Origin of the sequence: Exiguobacterium sp. UBA6282 (assembly GCF_002440475.1) — a bacterium.
Classification (GTDB): domain Bacteria; phylum Bacillota; class Bacilli; order Exiguobacteriales; family Exiguobacteriaceae; genus Exiguobacterium_A.
This window is the reverse complement of record NZ_DJUM01000054.1, coordinates 65,120-85,321: the sequence shown is the minus strand read 5'-3', so window position 1 is coordinate 85,321 and position 20,202 is coordinate 65,120. Positions and strand designations below refer to the sequence as shown.

Annotated in this window: 20 protein-coding genes and 1 other annotated feature (1 of these 21 running past the window's edge); of the genes, 5 read left to right on the top strand and 15 right to left on the bottom strand. The window is 44.9% G+C overall.

What is annotated here, in order from left to right:
- The first annotated feature begins 25 nt into the window (after positions 1-25).
- From liaF to B2751_RS14255, 3 genes are read left to right on the top strand one after another with little or no spacing between them, the layout of a single operon-like run.
- On the top strand, positions 26-745 hold the full coding sequence (gene liaF / locus B2751_RS14265; protein WP_029340864.1) for a cell wall-active antibiotics response protein LiaF: 720 nt from the start codon (positions 26-28) through the stop codon (positions 743-745).
- Positions 742-1,767, top strand: coding sequence for a sensor histidine kinase (locus B2751_RS14260; RefSeq protein WP_290775381.1), 1,026 nt, complete (start codon positions 742-744; stop codon positions 1,765-1,767). Before liaF ends, B2751_RS14260 begins: the two co-directional genes overlap by 4 nt.
- On the top strand, positions 1,764-2,393 hold the full coding sequence (locus tag B2751_RS14255) for a response regulator (protein ID WP_023467256.1): 630 nt from the start codon (positions 1,764-1,766) through the stop codon (positions 2,391-2,393). The genes B2751_RS14260 and B2751_RS14255 overlap by 4 nt, the downstream gene beginning before the upstream one ends.
- A 99-nt stretch (positions 2,394-2,492) precedes the next feature.
- Here the strand turns inward: B2751_RS14255 and B2751_RS14250 are convergent, their stop codons facing one another.
- The 11 genes from B2751_RS14250 to B2751_RS14200 form a co-directional block, all read right to left on the bottom strand.
- Entirely contained in the window at positions 2,493-4,184 is a 1,692-nt protein-coding gene (locus B2751_RS14250) for a b(o/a)3-type cytochrome-c oxidase subunit 1 (protein WP_251137987.1), read from the bottom strand.
- A gap of 1 nt (position 4,185) precedes the next feature.
- Positions 4,186-4,656: a cytochrome c oxidase subunit II gene (locus B2751_RS14245; protein ID WP_035412613.1), complete on the bottom strand. Its 471-nt coding sequence runs from the start codon at positions 4,654-4,656 to the stop codon at positions 4,186-4,188.
- A 12-nt stretch (positions 4,657-4,668) separates the two neighbouring features.
- The gene (locus B2751_RS14240; RefSeq protein WP_155960209.1) at positions 4,669-4,782 is read right to left on the bottom strand and encodes a cytochrome C oxidase subunit II; all 114 of its coding nucleotides are present in this window, start codon (positions 4,780-4,782) and stop codon (positions 4,669-4,671) included.
- A gap of 232 nt (positions 4,783-5,014) precedes the next feature.
- Positions 5,015-5,728, bottom strand: coding sequence for a Crp/Fnr family transcriptional regulator (locus B2751_RS14235; protein WP_251137623.1), 714 nt, complete (start codon positions 5,726-5,728; stop codon positions 5,015-5,017).
- A 157-nt stretch (positions 5,729-5,885) separates the two neighbouring features.
- A complete protein-coding gene (locus B2751_RS14230; RefSeq protein WP_290775378.1) occupies positions 5,886-7,040 on the bottom strand; it encodes a CDP-glycerol glycerophosphotransferase family protein in 1,155 nt (384 codons plus the stop codon).
- 52 nt (positions 7,041-7,092) lie between these two features.
- Entirely contained in the window at positions 7,093-7,482 is a 390-nt protein-coding gene (gene tagD, locus B2751_RS14225; protein ID WP_035412608.1) for a glycerol-3-phosphate cytidylyltransferase, read from the bottom strand.
- 16 nt (positions 7,483-7,498) lie between these two features.
- A complete protein-coding gene (locus B2751_RS14220; RefSeq protein ID WP_290775436.1) occupies positions 7,499-8,668 on the bottom strand; it encodes a CDP-glycerol glycerophosphotransferase family protein in 1,170 nt (389 codons plus the stop codon).
- Positions 8,669-8,730: 62 nt separating this feature from the next.
- Complete coding sequence (locus B2751_RS14215; RefSeq protein ID WP_290775376.1) at positions 8,731-10,113, bottom strand: aldehyde dehydrogenase; 1,383 nt, start codon at positions 10,111-10,113, stop codon at positions 8,731-8,733.
- Between the two features lie 100 nt (positions 10,114-10,213).
- Positions 10,214-10,921, bottom strand: a complete 708-nt coding sequence (deoD, locus tag B2751_RS14210) for a purine-nucleoside phosphorylase (RefSeq protein ID WP_035412602.1) — start codon at positions 10,919-10,921, stop codon at positions 10,214-10,216.
- Positions 10,922-10,945: 24 nt separating this feature from the next.
- Entirely contained in the window at positions 10,946-11,650 is a 705-nt protein-coding gene (locus tag B2751_RS14205; RefSeq protein WP_035412600.1) for a response regulator transcription factor, read from the bottom strand.
- Positions 11,647-13,410, bottom strand: coding sequence for a sensor histidine kinase (locus B2751_RS14200; RefSeq protein WP_035412597.1), 1,764 nt, complete (start codon positions 13,408-13,410; stop codon positions 11,647-11,649). The genes B2751_RS14205 and B2751_RS14200 overlap by 4 nt, the downstream gene beginning before the upstream one ends.
- 197 nt (positions 13,411-13,607) lie before the next feature.
- Between B2751_RS14200 and B2751_RS14195 the strand changes: the two genes are divergently transcribed.
- On the top strand, positions 13,608-14,897 hold the full coding sequence (locus B2751_RS14195; RefSeq protein WP_290775374.1) for an NCS2 family permease: 1,290 nt from the start codon (positions 13,608-13,610) through the stop codon (positions 14,895-14,897).
- 59 nt (positions 14,898-14,956) lie between these two features.
- Here the strand turns inward: B2751_RS14195 and B2751_RS14190 are convergent, their stop codons facing one another.
- The gene (locus B2751_RS14190) at positions 14,957-16,237 is read right to left on the bottom strand and encodes an ABC transporter substrate-binding protein (RefSeq protein WP_035412590.1); all 1,281 of its coding nucleotides are present in this window, start codon (positions 16,235-16,237) and stop codon (positions 14,957-14,959) included.
- Between the two features lie 190 nt (positions 16,238-16,427).
- Between B2751_RS14190 and B2751_RS14185 the strand changes: the two genes are divergently transcribed.
- Positions 16,428-17,888: a potassium/proton antiporter gene (locus B2751_RS14185; protein WP_035412588.1), complete on the top strand. Its 1,461-nt coding sequence runs from the start codon at positions 16,428-16,430 to the stop codon at positions 17,886-17,888.
- Positions 17,889-18,041: 153 nt separating this feature from the next.
- Here B2751_RS14185 and B2751_RS14180 read toward each other — a convergent pair whose 3' ends face one another.
- From B2751_RS14180 to asnA, 3 genes are all read right to left on the bottom strand, one after another.
- On the bottom strand, positions 18,042-18,677 hold the full coding sequence (locus B2751_RS14180) for a DedA family protein (protein ID WP_290775372.1): 636 nt from the start codon (positions 18,675-18,677) through the stop codon (positions 18,042-18,044).
- Positions 18,678-18,693: 16 nt separating this feature from the next.
- A complete protein-coding gene (locus B2751_RS14175; protein WP_035412585.1) occupies positions 18,694-18,915 on the bottom strand; it encodes a hypothetical protein in 222 nt (73 codons plus the stop codon).
- 171 nt (positions 18,916-19,086) lie between these two features.
- Complete coding sequence (gene asnA / locus B2751_RS14170; RefSeq protein ID WP_035412582.1) at positions 19,087-20,061, bottom strand: aspartate--ammonia ligase; 975 nt, start codon at positions 20,059-20,061, stop codon at positions 19,087-19,089.
- Positions 20,062-20,127: 66 nt separating this feature from the next.
- Positions 20,128-20,202 (bottom strand) — a binding site (T-box leader) (it continues 173 nt past the right edge of the window).

Genomic DNA, 20,202 nt, shown 5'->3' with positions numbered 1-20,202 from the left:
TGTCATGTTAGAAAGGAGATTGATCGTGCGACGATTAAGTACGAAACAACTGGTCGGTTACGTATCGATCCTGTTCGCCCTTGGTCTATTCTATGACCTATTATCCGGTGCAGGAAATGTATTGTTCGGTGTCTTATTCCCTTTCCTGCTGTATTACGTCGGGATTCATTTCCGGCGGCGCAATCATGAAAAACTAGCGATCCTCTTTTATATCGTCGGTACGATCATTCTTGCTGGCGTCGTCCTCAGTTCGGCTGCCATCGGTTTTGTCATTGCCGGAATTTTGCTCTATCTTGGGATCATTCTTGTGACACGGCATTCTGTCCGTGAATTTTTGTTTTCACGGATTGCCCCCCATCAATATGAAGAGGAAGGCATCAAGATTCAACCAGCTTACTCCTTCTCGACCCAGGCCGATGCACCGTATGTCTTACAGGACTTAAGTGAACAGTTCATCGTCAAGGATTTAGAAATCGATTTGACGCATGCCTATGTCCCGGAAGGTGAAACATTGATCGTCGTCAGTGGCGTCGTCGGGGACGTCCGGATTCTTTTACCGTCCGGTTATGATTATACGCTCGACACGTCGATCGGCTTCGGAAGCGTCAAGACGGACATCCGCCGTATTCCGACCTTCTTCAATCGACGCATTCAATTCCGAGCACCAGAATATGGTGAAGCGACGCGGAAGGTTCGTATTCATGTCATGCTCGGTATTGGCAACGTGGAGGTGTCTTCGATATGAAGCGTGATCAATTTCCGCTTGGTGTCATCGCTCTGCAAGTCATGACGGGCTTCTTGACAGCCGTCATGACGACGTTGTTATTCTTAAGTACACGCCAAGTCGATTGGCATGTTCTCTTCGTCCGTCAGCAAGACTTTCCTGTCCTTTTACTCGTCATCGGACTCTCATTACTACTGCCGCTTGCTATCGGTAGCATGCATTATTTTTTCTTGCGTCGTGACTTCAAGCGTGTCACGACTGCCATCATCGAACTGGAGCAAGGAAAAGATGTCACAATTGTTCCCGGTCCCTATTTTCATACGTTGACACGCCTGTCACGAATTGGAAAACGTATTGACGAGCAAGTCGAGACCGTTCAAAAGATCAGCACGCGTCCGCAGCACGTCGAACAGGTACGGATTCAAGCTGTCACCGAAGAACGCAAGCGACTCGCACGTGATTTACACGACTCCGTTTCACAACAACTTTATGCCATCTCGATGATGACGACAGCAGCCAAACAGACGATTTTGTCTCAACCTGAAGCTGCTGCCAAACAAATCGAAATGGTCGAGACGATGGCACAAACGGCACAGTCTGAAATGCGTTCGCTCTTACTTCAACTTCGCCCCGTCGAACTCGAAGGGATGACGTTACAACAAGGACTTTCTCAACTGCTCGAAGAATTATCTAGAAAGCAGTCCACACAATTGAGTTGGAAGTTAGAAGAGATGTCACTCCCACGACAAATCGAAAACGAGTTGTTCCGGATCGTTCAAGAAGGATTAACGAATGCCTTACGTCACGCGAAAGCGTCCCATATGGATATCGAGCTCCGGCAATTCAACGAAACAATTATCCTGAGCATGAATGATGATGGTGTTGGATTTGTTGTGGATGAAAAAAAACTTGCCTCTTATGGCATCAATTCGATGCGAGAACGAACGGCTGAGATGGGTGGAACGATTCGTCTCGTCAGTGTTCCTGGACAAGGAACCCAAATCGAAGTAAAACTTAGAAAAGATCGGATGGTGCAAGTATGATACGCGTATTATTAGTAGATGACCACGAGATGGTCCGGGCCGGTGTGTCTGCTTTCCTTTCCACACAACCAGACATCGAGGTCGTCGCTGAAGCTTCGGATGGTCAAGCGGGAGCCTTGCTAGCGCTCGAACACCGACCGGATGTTATCTTGATGGATTTAGTGATGGAGCCAGTTGATGGCGTCGAAGGAACCCGGTTGATCCGCAAAGACTGGCCGGAAGCAAAAATTCTCGTCGTGACGAGTTTTCTTGATGACGAGAAAGTCTATCCTGTCATTGAAGCGGGTGCGATGAGTTACGTTTTAAAGACAGCTAGCGCCTTTGACATCGCAGAAGCGATTCGCAAGACAGCAAACGGTCAATCCGTCATGGCAGCACAAGTGACCGGTAAAATGATGGAACGTCTTCGTCGTCCTACGACACACTTACATGATGATTTAACGGAACGTGAGCAGGAAGTTCTTCAATTGATGGCTCGTGGTATGGCGAACCAAGAGATTGCGGACGAATTATTCATTTCCTTAAAAACCGTCAAAACACATGTCTCGAACATCTTATCAAAACTAGATGTCGTAGACCGTACACAAGCTGTCGTCTATGCCTTCAAGCATAATCTCGTCAAATAAGATTTAGCCCTTCATTACTTATTCTTTAAGCGCATGCCAAAAACCCCGAATCGTCTCTTAGTCAGAGACCGTTCGGGGTTTTGATGTTGTACGAAACGATTACCAAAGCTTCCATCCCGGAGCGCCTGGAGGGGCGTTTTCAATCATATGCCAAATCGGTACTGTGTACGCAAACGCAATCAAAGCGAACGTTACAAAAATCCATAGCTTCCAATTTTCAAAGAAGAGTGGCGTTGCCATCGCCTCTTCTTCCGTTTCAGCAATCGGAAATTCTTCCGTTCCTTTTGGTGTACGAAATGCAAGTTGGAACATCGCATACAAGAACAATAGAATCGAGATGAATAAAATCGTCCCACCAATTGCCATGGCGACATGATATGGAATCCAGTCAGCGACGATCGAATCTTTGAAGTAGGCGGCAGGACCCGTCCGTCGTGGATTACCGAGTAGACCTGAGATATGCATTGCTGTCGACATGAAGAGCATTCCGATCGTCCAGGCAGCCGTTTGAATAAGCCCAAGACGATTCATTGCCGCTGTTAACGTTCGACCACGTAAGAGCGGGACAAGCCAGTAAGCCGTTCCAAAGAACGTCAATGCCACAGCGGCACCGACCGTGATATGAAAGTGTCCTGTGACCCATAACGTATTGTGAACGATGATGTTTAGTTGATGGGATGCGTTGATGACACCACCTGCACCTGCAGGAATGAAGAACAACATCCCGATGAACGGTGCAAGAAAACGTACATCGCGATACGGCATTTTTTTCACCCAACCAAATACCCCGGTCGCCCCTTTCCGACGACCCGCCAACTCAAAAGTCGCAAACATCGAGAAGGCTGTCATCAATGATGGAATGATGACGAGGAACGTTAAGACGACTTGGACATACTTCCAAAAAGCAGAAATCCCCGGCTCTAACAATTGATGGTGAAAACCAACCGGGAACGAAAAGAGGAGGAACAATAAAAATGACATACGTGCTAACGCGTCAGAAAAAACCTTTCCACCAACGATTTTCGGGATGACTGTATACCAGACGATGTAGGCAGGTAACAACCAGAAATAGACGAGTGGATGACCAAAGTACCAAAATAGCGTCCGGGATAGCTCGATTCCGACCTTATCCGTCCAACCAAGGGATAAGGGAAGGAGCTGAAAAAGAATCGTCGCTGCTACTCCGAGTGTCGCAACCACCCATAATAAGGCAGTCATAATACTCATGTATGCTTGAAGTGGTGGATGAACGCCAGGGTGTTCCCGTTTATAATCAGCATACATACGGAACATGGCACCAGAAGCAATCCACGTTCCGACGACGAAGATGACGAGTCCAATATAAAATACTGGATGTGCCTTGAGTGGTGCATAGAATGTATAGAGGACGGAAGCTTCTCCTGCAAGTACCATCCATGTGACGAGGATGACACCAAGGATCATGAACCAGAACCCAACCCACCCGAGACGTCGAGGAAAGTCTTCGAAACGTCCAAAGGATTGACCTAAAAATGAAAACAGTAATCCAAATATGAATAATGTCGTAAAGACGATCGCAAGCATTAACCCGTGGGCAGTGAGAAGCTCATAGTAGCCGACTCCAGCAATTTCTGGAATGACACCTGTCCGCACCATCGTTTGCAACAATCCACATAAACCACCAATCAATAAGGCAACGAGCGAAAAACTAACATGTGCGAAAGCGAGCTTCGCTTCCTTAATTCCGATGACGGTAGCAGGCAGACCACGCTCCATCTCGAACTGTCTTAATTTTTTTGAAATGGCATTCATCTTATTCCACCACCTTGATTTTGGTTGCCATCATATGATGACCCGATCCACAGTATTCATTACAGACGACCAAATACTCGCCAGCTTCCTTGAATGTATATTCAATGGAATTGATATGACCAGGAACGACCATCATATTGACATTCGTCTTGACAATTTCAAAGCCATGGACGACATCTTTTGATGTCACCAAAAAATCAACCGTTGCCCCTTTGGGAATGACCATATCTTTTGGTGTGAATTGGAACGCTTGTGCGACGATGATCGCTTCGTATCGGTCGTCATCGATTTTTTTTAGTCCTGGCTTGTCGAATGGTTTCGTTTGATCAACTTTCGTCGGATCAATCAATGTTGCATCGGATGGCGGTTGATTTCCGGATGCAAAAGCGGATACGCCGATGATGGTTAAAAAGACGCCAAGCATCACTGCTCCAAAAATCAGCCAGATTTTTTCTAGACGATGAATATGCATTGTGACTCCCCCTTACCGTGATAAGAATAATAGAAAGATTGAGCTCCACATCCCAATGATGATACCTGCTACGATCAGGACGGCAATAAATGTTCCTTTGAGGTTTGATTCTGATTTTTGGTCCATGGTGATTACTCCTCTCCTGCTTTGAACTTGTCTTTATTGTAAGAATTCAGCAAGTTCGGAAACTGTGATATATATCACTTCAAATGTGAAGAATCCGCACTTTTCTTTCTAAAAACACACAAAAAGTTCACATCTGAACAAGAGAAGGAGGCACGACTCATCTACAAAAAAAACAATCCATACATGAGACAGAAAATTCTGCTTCACGTTTGAATTGTTTGTACACTATCTATTAAATTCGACAAACACCTGCTGGGCATCCTTCACAATGACACAGATCACGCAGATATTGTGCATCATGAATGATGATTTCTTTTGGCGTCATCGAAATGACACCTTCTTTTTTCCACTGGGAGAACATCCGATTGACCGTTTCACGCGGTGCGCCAATCAATTGACCAAACTCCCCATCGGATGGACGTTTTGCAAGACGGTAGGTTTCTCCTACTTGTTCCCCTTCCATCGCGATGAGACGAAGTAACGTCGAAGCTAACGCACCCGGTTTTCCGAACAATAGCAAGTCGCGCAATTTAGTCTCCGTCTGTTTCCGCATCAATGCTTGCCACCGCATGATTTCAAGCGCAAAAGTACCATCCTTTCTCATGAGTTCCTCTAATTTTTCTTTTGAGAGGAAACCGATGATACTATCCTCCATCGTCTCGATACTGTATGAACTCGGAAAAGCTTCTCCTACATCAAATTCACCAAATAGATCCCCTTTGAAATATAAGAACATGAGTAATGGACTGCCTTTTTTCGTCAACTTCGATAGTTTGACGCCTCCTTGTTTCACATAAAACAACTTGTCGTTCATTTCCCCTTCCCAACAGACGATGGAATCCTTTTTGAACGTCGTTTCCGTCATGAAGCTCTCTAGTAACGTTCTTGTCTCAGGTGATAAGATGAATGTATTCGCTTCAGTCGTTCCACAAGTCAGCATATCCATTTCTCCTCTCCTTTTCTTCTGCTTTTAGTATAGAACATCACAGTTCAAAAGAATGGATTTTCAAAAGATTGTCAAACTTTGTTCAATGTTTCACATTATTTTTGAAAAAGTATCTGACGACCGCTTTCTAAAACTAAAGCAATCGTCAGATATAGTATTACATACCTGTTCCGTAATAATGATGAACGATTCGTTCAACTGCTTGACCTGGTGGGTGATCATACCAACTTGTTTGGAATTCTTGCATGTGCTGACGGCACTCTTCAAGTATCGCGTCAGACACGATCCACTCCATCAATTGCGCAATCTGCTCCGTCTGTCGCACCGGTAATGGTTTTGGATACTGATCGACAAGTCCTGGTAGTTGTCGATATGTATCGATGTCCGGTGTGTATAAGAACGTTGGAACCTCAAGAAGACAGCTTTCAAATGGAATCGACGAATAGTCGGTCACCAGAACATCCGTGATGAGCAAATAATCATTGATCTGATACGTGTCATCCACAAGATGTATATGGGCGGAACGATAGGTCGAAAGCGCTCGAATCGTCGGATGTAACTTAACAAGAATCGTCCAGCCTGTTTTAGCCAGTTGTTCAAATTGTTGAATCGTGTGATCTTCCGTTCCTTTATATTCGCGGTAAGTCGGGGCATACAATAGAATCCGGCGGTCGGGTTTTACATAACGTTCTTTTAAATCAAGCGCCCGATGTTCCCGCTGAACCTCATCATACCAATAATCCGTCCGCGGCATGCCGAACGGTTTAAAATGAGATCGTTTTAAATCATGCGGTGCCATGAATTGTGTCGCACAACGCATCCCCGGCACGATGAAATCACCATATTCCTGATAGACACGTCGGAACCGATTTCGTATCCGTTCCGATACGAACAGGCTTTTCGAAGAAGTTAGTCCAAACTGCTTTAACGTTCCGCCGGCATGCCATAGCTGGATACGTCGTGTTCCACTTCGCGTTTTAGCAACACTGAATTCCGCAACATAATTATCGACGAAAACCGTCCGGGAGGTCGCAAGTAAATATGCGAGTCTGACGAACCGTAATCGACGAAAGCGAAGCATTCGGTCTGACTTCCATAAATCCGGCTGCTTCATGAAATGGTGATCATATACAAGATACCGTTTCTCATTTGGCAATTCCTGCGCCAAGCGATCATTAACAGGTTTTGCGTTATCCCCGTATGTCATCCAAAATAAAGTGACGGGGCGAAGCGGTAACAACCGAAAGACACCATAACAAATACGAAACAACAATAAATAGACCCATACGATTCCTTCTCTAACCACTTTCATCCTGCCCTTCTACGAAGAAAGACCGCACGTCGTCGTGTGGTCTCCTCTTCAATCACTTCGAAGCTAATTCCGTTTTAATCTGACTCGTAGAAATACCCTCAGTTCGGCTAAGGTAAACGACTTCACAATGCTCTTTTAAGAAATCGAACTCGCCTTTCCAATCATCACCCATGACGAAGAGGTCGACGTTATGCTTCTTCACATCTTCTACTTTTTGATCCCAGCTGTTTTCCGGAATGACTTCATCCACATAACGGATGGCTTCAAGAATCATCTTTCGATTCTCGAAATTATGGTAGGACTGCTTATGTTTCAAACGATTGAATTCGTCCGTTGAAATCGCAACGATAAGATAGTCTCCCATCGCTTTTGCGCGTTTTAAGATGTTGATATGACCCCAGTGTAATAAATCAAATGTTCCGTACGTAATAACCTTTTTCATGATTCTGCTCTCCCTTTTATCCGTGAATTCTCTTTATGATCGTCTTCATCGCCCGTTCTGAAGCCTGTCCATCATCCCATTGACAATACGTCTCTTGGAACACTCGAAATGCTGACGCATACCGTGTGTGCCAATCATCTAACTGGTTCAGCTCTTCAAACAGTGCTGTTTCAGTCGACAACAATGGTCCCGGTGCCTCCTGCTCAAAATCGAAGTAAAATCCACGCAACTGATCTCGATAATGTTCTAAATCATACGTATAGAATAAAATCGGACGAGATAAGTGCGCAAAATCAAACATGACAGAAGAATAATCCGTGATCAAGGCGTCCGACGCCAGATAGAGCTCCGCGATATCCTGGTAGTCCGATGTATTTCGAACGGATGGATAAGCAGTGACGTCGAGACGACTTCCGACTAAATAGTGCATTCGGACAAGCAGAACGTATTCATCCCCAAATCGCTTTTCAAATTCATTTAGCGAAAAAGGTAGCTCAAATGAATATTTCCCTTGACCTTCGAATGCATTATCTCGCCAAGTTGGTGCATACAACAAGACTTTTTTTGAATGATCAATATCATAGTGGCGATATACTGCTTCTTTGATTTTAGCATGTCGCGCCTCTTGATAAAATATATCATTTCGAGGATACCCAATTTCTAGCATCTCACCTTCAAATGCAAATGCCCGTCTAAATATTGAACTGGAATAGGCATTGGGTGAAACTAAGCTAGACCATTTTGCTGCTTCCTGCTTAAATCCTTGTTTATATCGTTCGGTTGTCGTATTCGCCATTTGGACATCATCCATATCAAGCGCTAGTTTCTTGAGCGGTGTGCCATGCCAAGTTTGGAGATAAAACGTTTTTTCCGGTTTGATCAACCAACCCGGTAACCGACTGTTTGATACCCAGACCCGTGACGTCGCAAGTAAATAAATCCAGCGGAACGTCAACCGATCTACTGTCTTGACATTTGGTGGAAATGCAACACCTCGTTGCTTGCTGAAAATCAACTCACACTCCGGATGCATCGCGCGCATCAATTCGTAAATGGCACGCGGACTGTCACTATATTGTTTTCCGAGAAAACTCTCGAAAAGAATTCGCTTACGTTTTTGTGGCAACCATGTAAAGACTCTCATGACGGTACGAAGACCGCGTTCAATCAAGCCTGTTCGTTTCATCCACTGTTTTACTTGATCTTTCAAGTGAAGAGCTCCTTCTTAAGTCAATTAATCACAGCTCATCATAACAAAAAGCGCATCCATTTGGAATTGCTATTTGTTCGCATGTAGCGGAACGGTAAATCAAATGCCGTCGTATTTTTGACGATTCCTTTCCGATGACTGAACGTCTCGAAACTATATTTGCCATGATATCCACCCATTCCACTTGCTCCGACTCCACCAAATGGTAAGTGGTGCTGTGCGACATGCATCAATGTGTCATTGACGCATCCACCACCAAACGAAATTCGCTCAAGGACGCGATGCTCGATGGCTTTATTCTCTGTGAATAGATAAAGCGCAAGCGGCTTATCACGATCATTGACGAATGTAATAACTTCTTCGATTTCACGGTATGTTAACACCGGTAGGATCGGTCCGAAGATTTCGTCTTGCATCAATGGAGCATCTGTTGCTACACCAGTCATGACGGTCGGCGCCATCTTGCGTGTTTCCGGATCCACTTGTCCACCGAATTCGATCGTTCCTTGCGTTAAATAATTGCTTAAACGATTCAAATGATCGTCCGATACGATTTTAACGTATGAAGAGACGCCTACGCCGTTTCCGTACTGTTTAAAGGCTTCTTCTTCTATCAGTTGTAAGAAGCGTTCTTTGACGTCTTCATGAATCAATACATAATCCGGAGCGATACATGTCTGTCCCGCATTCAACCATTTTCCCCATGCGATCCGCTTCGCTGCTAGACGAAGGTCTGCATCCTTGTGCACGATCGTCGGAGATTTTCCACCTAGTTCAAGCGTGACTGGCGTCAGGTGCTTCGCCGCAGCCTGATGTACGATTTTTCCAACGCGTGTGGAACCCGTAAAGAAGATATAGTCAAAACGCTCGTTTAATAAGGCACTGCTGACTTCAGCATCCCCTTCTATGACGATTCCGAATCGTTCATGGAATGCCGTTTCAAAGACTTCTCGTAATACGCGAGAGACATTCGGTGTCAACTCGGATGGTTTAAGGACGACCGTATTCCCGGCTGCAATCGCACCAATGACAGGAGCAAGTGCGAGCTGGAAGGGATAGTTCCATGGTGCAATCACAAGCACATTGCCATAAGGTTCGTATTGGATTTCACTTTTCGACCCGATATGCAGAAGCGGTGTTGCGACACGTTTTGGTCTTGCCAGTCGACGGAGTTGTCTCTCCATCCGTTGAATCTCTCCGTAAACGAATCCGATTTCCGTCGTGAACGCATCATGCTGTCCTTTATTGAGATCTTGTTTTAATGCCTCATAAATCGCCGCTTCATGTGTTTCGATTGCTTGGCGTAAGAACGTTAACATACTTAAGCGGAAGGCTAGACTGCGTGTTGCCCCTGTCCGGAAAAAGTGCCGTTGTAATTGCAAGCGTTCTGAAAGAACTGTCTCTGTCATCGTTGTTTCCATCCGAGAATCTCTCCTTTAACTGGTCTATAACACTGCCTTCATCTTACCATATCTCTTTTTCGATATGAAAAAAGACGGAGAGGATTCTCCGTCTTGCTCTTTATAATTGAATCGCTGTCTCGAGCGCGACTTTCATCATGTCGTTGAATGTCGTTTGACGCTCTTCCGATGTCGTTTCTTCCCCTGTCAACAGATGATCCGAAATCGTCAAAATCGTCAATGCATTTACCTTATGTTTCGCAGCGAGCGTATACAGTCCTGCTGCTTCCATCTCGATTGCGAGGCATCCGAAATCTGCCCATTTTTTGAAATGATGAAAATCATCTTGATAGAACTGATCCGTCGTGAAGATTTGACCGACTTTTGCATCGATGCCTTGTTCTTTTGCGGCTGTATAGGCTTTATGCAACAGATCAAAAGACGCTGTCGGTGCGTAGTCTAATCCGTTAAAACGAGCGCGGTTTTGTGCCATGTCATGTGAAGCACTCATTGCGATAACGACATCGCGGACTTTAACGTCTGGAGTAATGCCACCAGCAGTACCGACACGAATCAAGTTTTTCGCACCATACGACTGAACGAGTTCGTTCGCATAGATTGACATCGATGGTACACCCATACCTGTTCCTTGAACAGAAACTTTTTTACCCTTATAAGTACCTGTAAAACCATACATTCCTCGAACTTCATTGTAGAGAACAACATCCTCTAAAAACGTTTCGGCGATGTATTTAGCCCGTAACGGATCTCCTGGAAGTAAGACCGTTTCGGCGATTTGTCCTTCAGCTGCGTTAATGTGTACACTCATGTACGATTCCTCCTCGATAGTCGTTTAAATCGACAACAATTCACGAAACTCGTTCGGTGTGACACCGAATTGTTTTTTGAACACTTTCCGAAAATACTTATCGTCCTGATATCCGACTTCAAGCGCAATTTCATAAATACGCGCTTCCGTCTCGCTCAACAATTCCTTCGCCCGATTCAAACGAATTGTTTGAATGTAATCAGATAAGTTAACAGAAAAACGCTGTTTGAAGCGCCGTGATATATACTCTCGGCTCAAGTAAAACCGTTCGCTCATGAATTGTAGTGTCAATTCTTCCGCATAATGCGTTTCGATATATTTTGCGATTTGATCAATCGCTTCCCCTGATTCCACTACCGGATGGATACATTCCATCGCGCGGGACAAGGCATCATTGAGTACATCTGGATCAACTGGCTTCAATAAATAATCAAAGGATTGATGCAAAATGGCACGCCGCATATACGTATAATCATCATACCCTGTCAGCACGATCGTGACGACCTTTGGATGATGATTTTTTGTCCATTCCAGTAACGTTAATCCGTCCAGTCCAGGCATTTCGACGTCGGTCAGCATTAAATCGATCGTTCCGGTATCCAGTAAACGTTTTGCCTCTTCCCCATGTTCCGCCTCGTATAGGTTTGAAACACGCCATCTGTCCCATTCTCCGAGCAGTTTGACCGCTTCTCGTACATGTCGTTCATCATCTACGATCAATACGTTCATGCCAAATCCCCCTTTTCATATGGAATCCGAATCACGATTTTGAATCCTCCCTCCGTCACTGGAGAAGAGAGGGTCATACTTGCTTCCTCCCCGTAAAATATCAAGAGACGTTCGTAGATATTGTGGAGACCGATCCCGCTCGTCTCGAGATCCTCTGGACTACGATGCATACGCATTTTTCGATCAATTTCTTCAAGTCGTCCTGTTTCAAGGACGGCACCGCTATTCTCGATTTGAATGATGAGACGTCCACCATCCGTCCGTACTTTGTAGGCAAGATAGTTTTCTGTCGCCGCTAATTGTTGACGGAAGCCGTGTTTGAAATAGTTTTCAGCAAACGGTTGTAAGATCATCTTTGGTACTTCAATGTCATTGAGGTGCCAAGGGACGTCGACGATATAACGGAATCGCTCAGGAAAACGTTGCTGTTGCAGACGGATGTATGCTTGAAGATGATCGACTTCTTGTTTTAACGTTACGATCGTTTGTTCATTGTTCATCGAGTAACGCATCATTTGCGATAATCCGGTGATGGAGCGGTACGCGATCTTCCGGTCCCCTTGTAACGTCGTCGTTCCGATCGATTGCAAGGCGTTGAATAAAAAGTGAGGATTGAGTTGAGATTGTAAGGCTCGAAGCTCATTCGTCCGATTTTCGAGCGCCAATCGATATTCCCGTTTAATCAAACGATCGATCCGTTGAATCATGCGTTGGAACTGACGATTGAGTAATCCAATCTCGTCATTCGTCGTGGCAACGAACGGTGCCGATAAATCACCCTGTTCGACTCGCCAGACGTTTGCCGTCAACTGTTTAATCGGTTTCGTGATTTGCATGGCAACCAGACTCGCGGCAATAATCATGACGATAAGAGAAGCGAGACCAATCAGTACGAGAATCAATGCCGTCTCGTTTGCCCCTTGGATGACGGATGCATAAGGAATCCGTTTGATCAGTGTCAACGGGATTCCGTTCGTCATCGTTTTCGAGTAGACGATGAACGATTTTCCGACACGTAGACTTCCACTCTGTCCAGTGAATTGGTCGGTAGGTAGGTCCATCTTTGCTCCAGTCTGTGCCAGAACACGTTGATCGGTCATCAGCCACAGCGACTCATCCGGATCATTCTCGAACAATTTTAATTGCTGTTCAAATACCCGAACCGGAATATCGACTGAGAGGAACCCAAGCGGCTCATCCGTCTCGACACGATCAATCCGATAACGAAAACTGACGACTTGTTTCTCATCGAGAATCATCGTATGCACATTGTACGGCTCGATCGGGTGAGCTCCGTCAATCAACCAACTGTTTTTTTGTTTCATTAATCGAAAATAATCCGTTTCTTGCATCCAATCAAATGTTCCTCGACTCGTCGTTTTCATATTGTAAACCGAATACTCTGAATAGCCATTCAAGATGACGAAATGTAACTGCTCAATATCCTGTCGGGATAAAAATAGACCTAACATCGCCCGCGAGACGACTCCATCGGATTCGTCTAGTTCCTGATCCGCTCCGACACGCATGATGTTCATCAACGAGCGATTCGCATATAAACTCGTTGATAGACGTCGAATATCCTCTATATAATGAGTCACCTGTGTATTTCCCCGAGTCAACACGTTCAGGCTAGAATGTTCTGCCTGTTCGATGTTCTGGTGTCGTACATAAAGATAGGAAATCGAAGTCGCGAGGGCTGTCGGAATTAAGATCGCTAAGACAACGAGACGAATCAAACGTGTCCGGATACTTTTCATAAAAGGCGCCCCCATCCTTTTTCTTGTAATCAATCGTATCATAACCTTGAATTCGCTTACATCATTTCCTGATATTCTCTTTCAGGATTGCAATAATAAATTATTTTTTCTTTCGACTTGATTCCGAATGAATTTTACTATAATATCATCAATGTTCGTCTTTTAATCAATTTGTTATGAAGGTGGTTCTTTTATCCATGTTTAAACTTGCCGCACACCAAACAACCGTAAAACGTGAAATCCAAGCCGGATTTGTAACGTTTATTACGATGGCATACATTTTGCTCGTCAATCCGACGATTTTAGCAGATGCCGGTATCCCTCAAGCCCAAGCTTTTTCTGCGACGATCATCGCTACATTGATCGGTACACTTTTAATGGGGTTCTATGCGAATCTACCGATCGCAGTCGCACCCGGAATGGGACTCAACGCGTACTTCACATATACACTTGTCGTCGGTGAAAAAATTCCATATCAAACAGCACTTTCAGTCGTGTTCGTCGCTGGTGTCATCTTCTTATTGTTGTCACTCTCGCCGATCCGTACGAAACTGATCGAAATCATTCCGATGACCTTAAAGCTTGCCATCACGGGTGGAATCGGTCTCTTCATCGCTTCACTTGGTCTCAAGATGTCAGGAATTCTCATTGGTAGTGAAGATACACTGGTCACGATTGGTGCCTTGACGTCACCAGAAGCGCTGATCACACTCATCGGGTTATTAGTTGCTGCGATCTTGACGATCAAACGGGTACCAGGAGCTATCCTTTACGCCATGATCCTTTCTAGTGTGATCGCATTTTTGACAGGTGAATTAAAGTTCTCAGATTCCTTCGTCGCGTTACCAACGTTACCGGAAGGATTGATCATCACTAATCCGTTCAACGCCATTCAGGACGTATTTCAGTACGGGCTATTCAGCGGCGTCCTCTCCTTCGTGCTCGTAACGATGTTTGACACGACAGGTACGATGGTCGCTGTCGGTGAACAAGCTGGATTGATTGAAGAAGATGGATCATTGAAAAATAGTGAACGCGCACTATTATCTGATTCGACTGCGATGGTTGCCGGTTCCTTGTTCGGAACAAGTCCAACAACTGCTTATGTAGAATCTGCAGCAGGTGTTGCTGCGGGTGGTCGGACTGGACTCACGTCCGTGACGGTCGGGATACTCTTCGCATTATCTGCCATCTTTGGACCGTTCGTTCAATCGATTTCAAGTGTTCCCGCGATTACCGCACCCGCGTTGATTCTAGTCGGTGCCTTTATGATTCAAAACATCAAACAGATTCCATGGGATGATTTCAGTGAAGCTTTCACAGCTTTCCTTGTCATCTTGATCATGCCGTTATCCGGTAGCATCGCAACCGGTATCGCATTCGGCTTCATCGTTTATCCGATCATGAAAGCCATCCAAAAAGAGCGCGTCCATCCACTCATCTATGTATTTGCGCTTCTCTTCTTCATCCAATTATTTTTCCTATAATAAAAAACATGCCTGTTCCGTCAGTTGATCGGAACAGGCATGTTTTTTTGAATCACTTCTTATTTCTTCATTTTGTCCCATGTTTTCGTGAAATCTTGTAGCATCTCGTCAGCTGTTTTTTGCTTACCGACGTATGCCTGCATGATCGCACCAAACTCGTTTACTGCACCATCCGGATACTTGAACCAGTTCCATGAGATCGTTTTACCAGCTTTCGAGTACGCTTGGATATCATCTGCAAGCGGTCCTAAATCTTTTGCTTCGATTGATTTGAAGGCCGGAATAAACTTGAATTTGTTGACCATGTAGTCTTTTCCTGTATCAGATGTCGCCATCCACTCGAGGAATTTTTTCGCTTCTGCTTTATTCTTCGAGTTTTTATTGACGACCCAGTTATTTGGTACGCCAACAGGGAGACGATCCATTTTTTCTTTATCGTCATTGATTGGCATCGGGATGAATCCCATATTGATATCCGGATTCACATCTGTGATCAATTGCTGTGCCCAGTTCCCTTGTTGAATCATCGCTGTCTTACCTTCAGCGAACTGAGAAACTTGTGTGTTGTAATCCGTCGTTAACGGATTTTTATTCCCGTACTTAATCGTCAAATCAAACAGATTCATGAATTCCTTGAACTGTTTGTTATCTTCGAATTTAGCTTTTCCAGCATTCAAGTCCGCGATGAACTGATCTGGATCATCCTGCTGTGCGACCGGAATGTTCATTAGGTGGTTTCCAAGAATCCACCACTCTCCATATCCGATCGAAAACGGCGTCACACCATCTGCTTTCAACTTTTTAGATGCATCCGTTAATTCCGTTAATGTTTTTGGAAGCTCTGTGATGCCTGCTTTTTTGAAGATATCTTTGTTGTAGATGAAGCCGTATCCTTCAAGGTTCATCGGCATGCCGTATAACTTTCCATCAATCGTCATCGGCTCTTTTGATAGGTCCGTTAGATCACCGACCCATTTTTCGTCTGACAAATCTTCTAATTTATCCTGCCATGTTTTTGCTTCCGTAAAGCCACCGTTGTTAAAGACATCCGGTTCATTCCCAGAGGCAAACTGCGACTTCAAGGCAGCACCATAATCCGATCCACCACCAACTGTTTGTACGACGACTTTCGTCCCCGTCTCCTTCTCATACGCTTTTGCCATTTTTTCCATGTCTTTTGCGATTTCAGCCTTGAATTGGAATACGTTGAGCGTCTTACCATCTTTTGAACCACTATCTTTCGAGTCATCGCTATTCAATGTACCGCCACCACATGCTGCCAAAGCGACGACCATCGCCGTTGTGACGACAGGTAATGCTGCCCATCTTCTTTTACGCATTCGGATTCCCTCCCTGATTTCGTTTCATTTACGTGCTACACCTTCACAATAAATGAAAACGCTTGCAATGAAGAGAGAGAAAGTTGTCCGGTGTGGTGGAAAATATTGAACAATCGTTATCCGAGTCTTTTCATCGGGATTGTTGTATCATGAAACTAGAAGATTCTTTATTGAATAGGAGCTTGATGCCATGTCCTTACAATTCACGATTTTATTGATTGGTATACTATTGTTCGCCGCTGTGTGGACGACGAAGTTATCAAGTCGTCTGAATATTCCTGCTCTATTGATTTTTATCGCTCTTGGTATGATTGCCGGAAGTGATATTACAGGTTTCATTCGCTTTGACGATGCGGAACTTGCCCAGCTTCTTGGAACTGTCGCTCTGATCATCATTCTGTTTGAAGGTGGTCTGCAAACAGCGTGGAAAGAAGTGCGACACGAGCTCGCACCTTCGCTTTCTCTTGCAACGTTCGGAGTCTTCATTGCTACTTCCATCGTTGCAGTTGCCTCCCATTACATTCTTGGCTTCAGTTGGGCGAATGCCTTTTTACTTGGCGCAATCGTAGGATCGACGGATGCTGCTGCCATCTTTTCTGTCTTAAGTGGACAACCGATCCGACGTAAGGTAGGGTCAACACTCGAAGTTGAATCTGGAACGAATGACCCCATGGCTGTCTTTTTGACCGTCTTATTCCTTGAATTCGTGACGAATCCTGAAGAAGCATCACTCTTGATGGGACTCGGTTCACTCGTTTGGGAAATGTCGATGGGGCTTTTAATCGGTCTATTCATTGGATGGACAGCTTCAACCTTGATCAATCGGATTGACTTATCTTCCTCGAGCTTTTATCCGATTTTACTCATGTCGTTTGCTTTCTTGTCTTTCGGGTTAGCTGATACATTTCATGCTAGTGGATTTCTCGCCGTTTATGTGACAGCAATCTATATCAGTAATCATGAACTCGTCTACCGTCAGACGCTCGTCCGCTTTACGATGAGTATGGCGCACCTAGCTCAAATCGGAATGTTCATTGTTCTCGGGTTGCTCGTCTTCCCGAAACAATTGCTCGATATCCGGGTTATCCTGTCTTCCGTTGCCCTTGCGTTGATTTTGATTTTCATTGCTCGACCGCTGTCCGTTTGGATTAGCTTATTGCCGTTTCGTTATTCGTGGCAAGAGAAGGTCTTTATTTCTTTTGCTGGTCTAAAAGGAGCGGTACCGATCATTCTTGCGACATACCCACTCGTTGCCGACATCGAGAATGCATCGATGATTTTCAATATCGTGTTCTTTACAGTTCTACTATCGACACTGATTCAAGGGAGTATGTTGACATTCCTTTCCGAACGGTTACGTCTCAACGAGACACAGACTTCTGCTATCCATACGGTCATTGAGTTCATGTCGATCGGTAAACCGAACGCAGAAATCATTGAATTGACGTTACCGATGTCCCATCCGTTCATCGGAACGACGATTTCAGAAATCGATCTACCGCAAGAGTTTTTGATTACCGCCATCATTCGCGATGATCATATCATTACTCCCCGTGGCGACACTGCTCTTGAAGGCAATGATCAACTGTTACTGCTGACGCCTAAACATCGTATTAAGTCGCTGAAGCGATTCTTGTTTCCTCCTGCTTGAATCCCGGGCTTACTCAAAAAAAGAAGGACTCGTCTTTTCACGCCCTTTCCTGTAGGTGTCGCGTGTGACGAGTCCTTTTTTTATGAGATAAGGGTGGCAGATCATCATTCTGCCACCCTTATCTTTGTAGAGACTGACTTTTTGTCGACCCCTTCATTTATTCTGTTGCTTCGTTTTTACGTCTTGCGTCTGTCCGTGTTGTTTCGCTTTAGAGCGACGATACAGGATGTACCCGCCGAGGATTACGACGATTCCGCCTAAAATCCACCATAACTCCTGCTCTAGCCCTTTAAGCATTGACTCCGCTCGCTTTACTCCGAATCGCTCCCCGACCCAGATGTAAAAGAAAGAGACCGGAAATAATCCAATACTTGAAGCGAGTAGATAGCGCTTGAATGAAAGACCAAACAGACCACAGGGAATCGAGACGACTGAACGAACGACAGGGAAGAATCGTCCAAATAACGCGGACCATGTTCCATACTTTCCGACGATTCGCTCACCCTGCTCAATTTCTTTTTCTTTGATCAGTAACCATTTTCCGTATCGTATAAGGATTGGACGACCTGCGTAACGCCCTAAGAGATAAAAGACTGTCGCCCCCATCAAACTCCCTAGAAAGCCGACGAGAACAGCAATTGTCCAACTGACTGTTCCGTTCGATACATATAAACCGAGTAGCGGTAATCCGACTTCTGCTGGAATCAATTCTGTTCCAAGACCAATGATCATGATTCCTAAAAACAGCCAGAGATTAGATTCTCCGGCCGAAAATAACCATTCCAACATACGAGTAACCCTCCGTTCATCCTCTCGCTGGACGGAGGAGATAATAAATGATGACGACTAGAGTTGTCCAGACACCTGTGAAAATTCCGATGACCCCGACAATGAAAAAGCCGAGTGCAACGATTGAGCCTGTCCGTTTATAATCCCGCCACATTGTCCGTAAACCTTTAATGTTGAACCAAAGAAACGCAATGAACAAAATGGGGATGAGTATTCCGACGATTAATAGAGAAGACATGCTTTCACCTCTTTCTTATTTATTGTTATCCCCATTCTATCAAGAATTGACACGCTTTTCCTCCGCCTGAGGTCTTATGACCTTTAAAAAAAGAGCACACTTCCGAATGGAAGTGTGCTCTTCGTTACTTAAAATATCATTCCTTTGACGCTTTCTTACTATATATATATGTTAGAGCAAGTGAATACCTTCAGCTTGAAGACTTTTACGAGTCTCTTCCGACCAGACAGAAGCTTGGACTTCGCCGATATGACGTTTCTTCAATAAGAACATCGCCATACGTGATTGACCAATCCCTCCACCCATCGTTAACGGCAGACGCTCTTCGAGCACACCTTGATGGAACGGGAAAGCCAATTTATCCTCTTCTTGAGCGATGGACGTCTGTTTTAATAGCGCTTCACGGTCAACACGAATTCCCATTGAAGACAATTCAAATGCTCCGATTTCTGGGTGATGTACTAAGATGTCACCGTTGAGTGTCCAATCGTCGTAATCTGCCGCTCGACCATCATGCTTCTCTCCCGAAGCAAGCGCGCCACCAATCTGCATCAAGAAAACAGCACCGTATGCCTTCGTGACCTCTGTTTCACGTTCTTTTGTTGAAAGCGTTGGATAGGCATCCTCTAGTTCTTGTGTTGTCATGAAATGAATCGTTTCCGGTAAGATCGCTGAAATGCCATACTCTGCTTCCACTTCTTGCTCGACTTGGCGAATCGTTGCATAAATCGCTTGTACCGTTTCTTTTAGATAGGCACTCGTCCGTTGTTCTTTCGTAATGACCCGTTCCCAATCCCACTGGTCGACGTGGATGGAATGTGTCGCATCAAGTATCTCATCACGACGAATCGCATGCATCAATGTGTATAATCCTTCTCCAGCTTCGAATCCGTATGTGTGAAGCGCTTGACGTTTCCATTTCGCAAGGGATTGGACGATTTCAAGATCTGTCGTGTGATCTAGTGCATCAAAGCGGATGATGCGCTCTACGCCGTTGAGATGGTCGTTGACGCCGAGTGTGCTCTCTACGAACAATGGTGCTTCAACACGTGTTAATCCGAGTGTCGTCGAAAAGCGTTCCTCAAAGCGTTTCTTTACGAGTGTGATTGCTTCCTGTGTGTGTTTCATCGATACGAGTGTTGTCATGGTGATGTTCCTCCTCAATTGTGTTTTGAAAAAGAAGCCATAAAAAAGAGCCCTTCTTTCCCAAGAATATGGGACGAAAGACTCGGTTCCGCGGTACCACCCATGTTAGCAACGATGTTGCTCACTCAAAAGACGAATCAC

Excerpts from the sequence above, each read along its gene's own strand:
- B2751_RS14255 (WP_023467256.1), top strand. The coding sequence starts at position 1,764 with ATGATACGCGTATTATTAGTAGATGACCACGAGATGGTCCGGGCCGGT.
- asnA (WP_035412582.1), bottom strand. The coding sequence starts at position 20,061 with ATGACAACACTCGTATCGATGAAACACACACAGGAAGCAATCACACTC.
- B2751_RS14245 (WP_035412613.1), bottom strand. The coding sequence starts at position 4,656 with ATGCATATTCATCGTCTAGAAAAAATCTGGCTGATTTTTGGAGCAGTG.
- B2751_RS14185 (WP_035412588.1), top strand. The coding sequence starts at position 16,428 with ATGTCCTTACAATTCACGATTTTATTGATTGGTATACTATTGTTCGCC.
- B2751_RS14200 (WP_035412597.1), bottom strand. The coding sequence starts at position 13,410 with ATGAAAAGTATCCGGACACGTTTGATTCGTCTCGTTGTCTTAGCGATC.
- B2751_RS14250 (WP_251137987.1), bottom strand. The coding sequence starts at position 4,184 with ATGAATGCCATTTCAAAAAAATTAAGACAGTTCGAGATGGAGCGTGGT.
- B2751_RS14175 (WP_035412585.1), bottom strand. The coding sequence starts at position 18,915 with ATGTCTTCTCTATTAATCGTCGGAATACTCATCCCCATTTTGTTCATT.
- B2751_RS14240 (WP_155960209.1), bottom strand. The coding sequence starts at position 4,782 with ATGGACCAAAAATCAGAATCAAACCTCAAAGGAACATTTATTGCCGTC.
- deoD (WP_035412602.1), bottom strand. The coding sequence starts at position 10,921 with ATGAGTGTACACATTAACGCAGCTGAAGGACAAATCGCCGAAACGGTC.
- B2751_RS14230 (WP_290775378.1), bottom strand. The coding sequence starts at position 7,040 with ATGAAAGTGGTTAGAGAAGGAATCGTATGGGTCTATTTATTGTTGTTT.
- B2751_RS14215 (WP_290775376.1), bottom strand. The coding sequence starts at position 10,113 with ATGGAAACAACGATGACAGAGACAGTTCTTTCAGAACGCTTGCAATTA.
- B2751_RS14220 (WP_290775436.1), bottom strand. The coding sequence starts at position 8,668 with ATGAAACGAACAGGCTTGATTGAACGCGGTCTTCGTACCGTCATGAGA.
- B2751_RS14190 (WP_035412590.1), bottom strand. The coding sequence starts at position 16,237 with ATGCGTAAAAGAAGATGGGCAGCATTACCTGTCGTCACAACGGCGATG.
- tagD (WP_035412608.1), bottom strand. The coding sequence starts at position 7,482 with ATGAAAAAGGTTATTACGTACGGAACATTTGATTTATTACACTGGGGT.
- B2751_RS14260 (WP_290775381.1), top strand. The coding sequence starts at position 742 with ATGAAGCGTGATCAATTTCCGCTTGGTGTCATCGCTCTGCAAGTCATG.
- B2751_RS14235 (WP_251137623.1), bottom strand. The coding sequence starts at position 5,728 with ATGGATATGCTGACTTGTGGAACGACTGAAGCGAATACATTCATCTTA.
- B2751_RS14195 (WP_290775374.1), top strand. The coding sequence starts at position 13,608 with ATGTTTAAACTTGCCGCACACCAAACAACCGTAAAACGTGAAATCCAA.
- B2751_RS14205 (WP_035412600.1), bottom strand. The coding sequence starts at position 11,650 with ATGAACGTATTGATCGTAGATGATGAACGACATGTACGAGAAGCGGTC.
- B2751_RS14180 (WP_290775372.1), bottom strand. The coding sequence starts at position 18,677 with ATGTTGGAATGGTTATTTTCGGCCGGAGAATCTAATCTCTGGCTGTTT.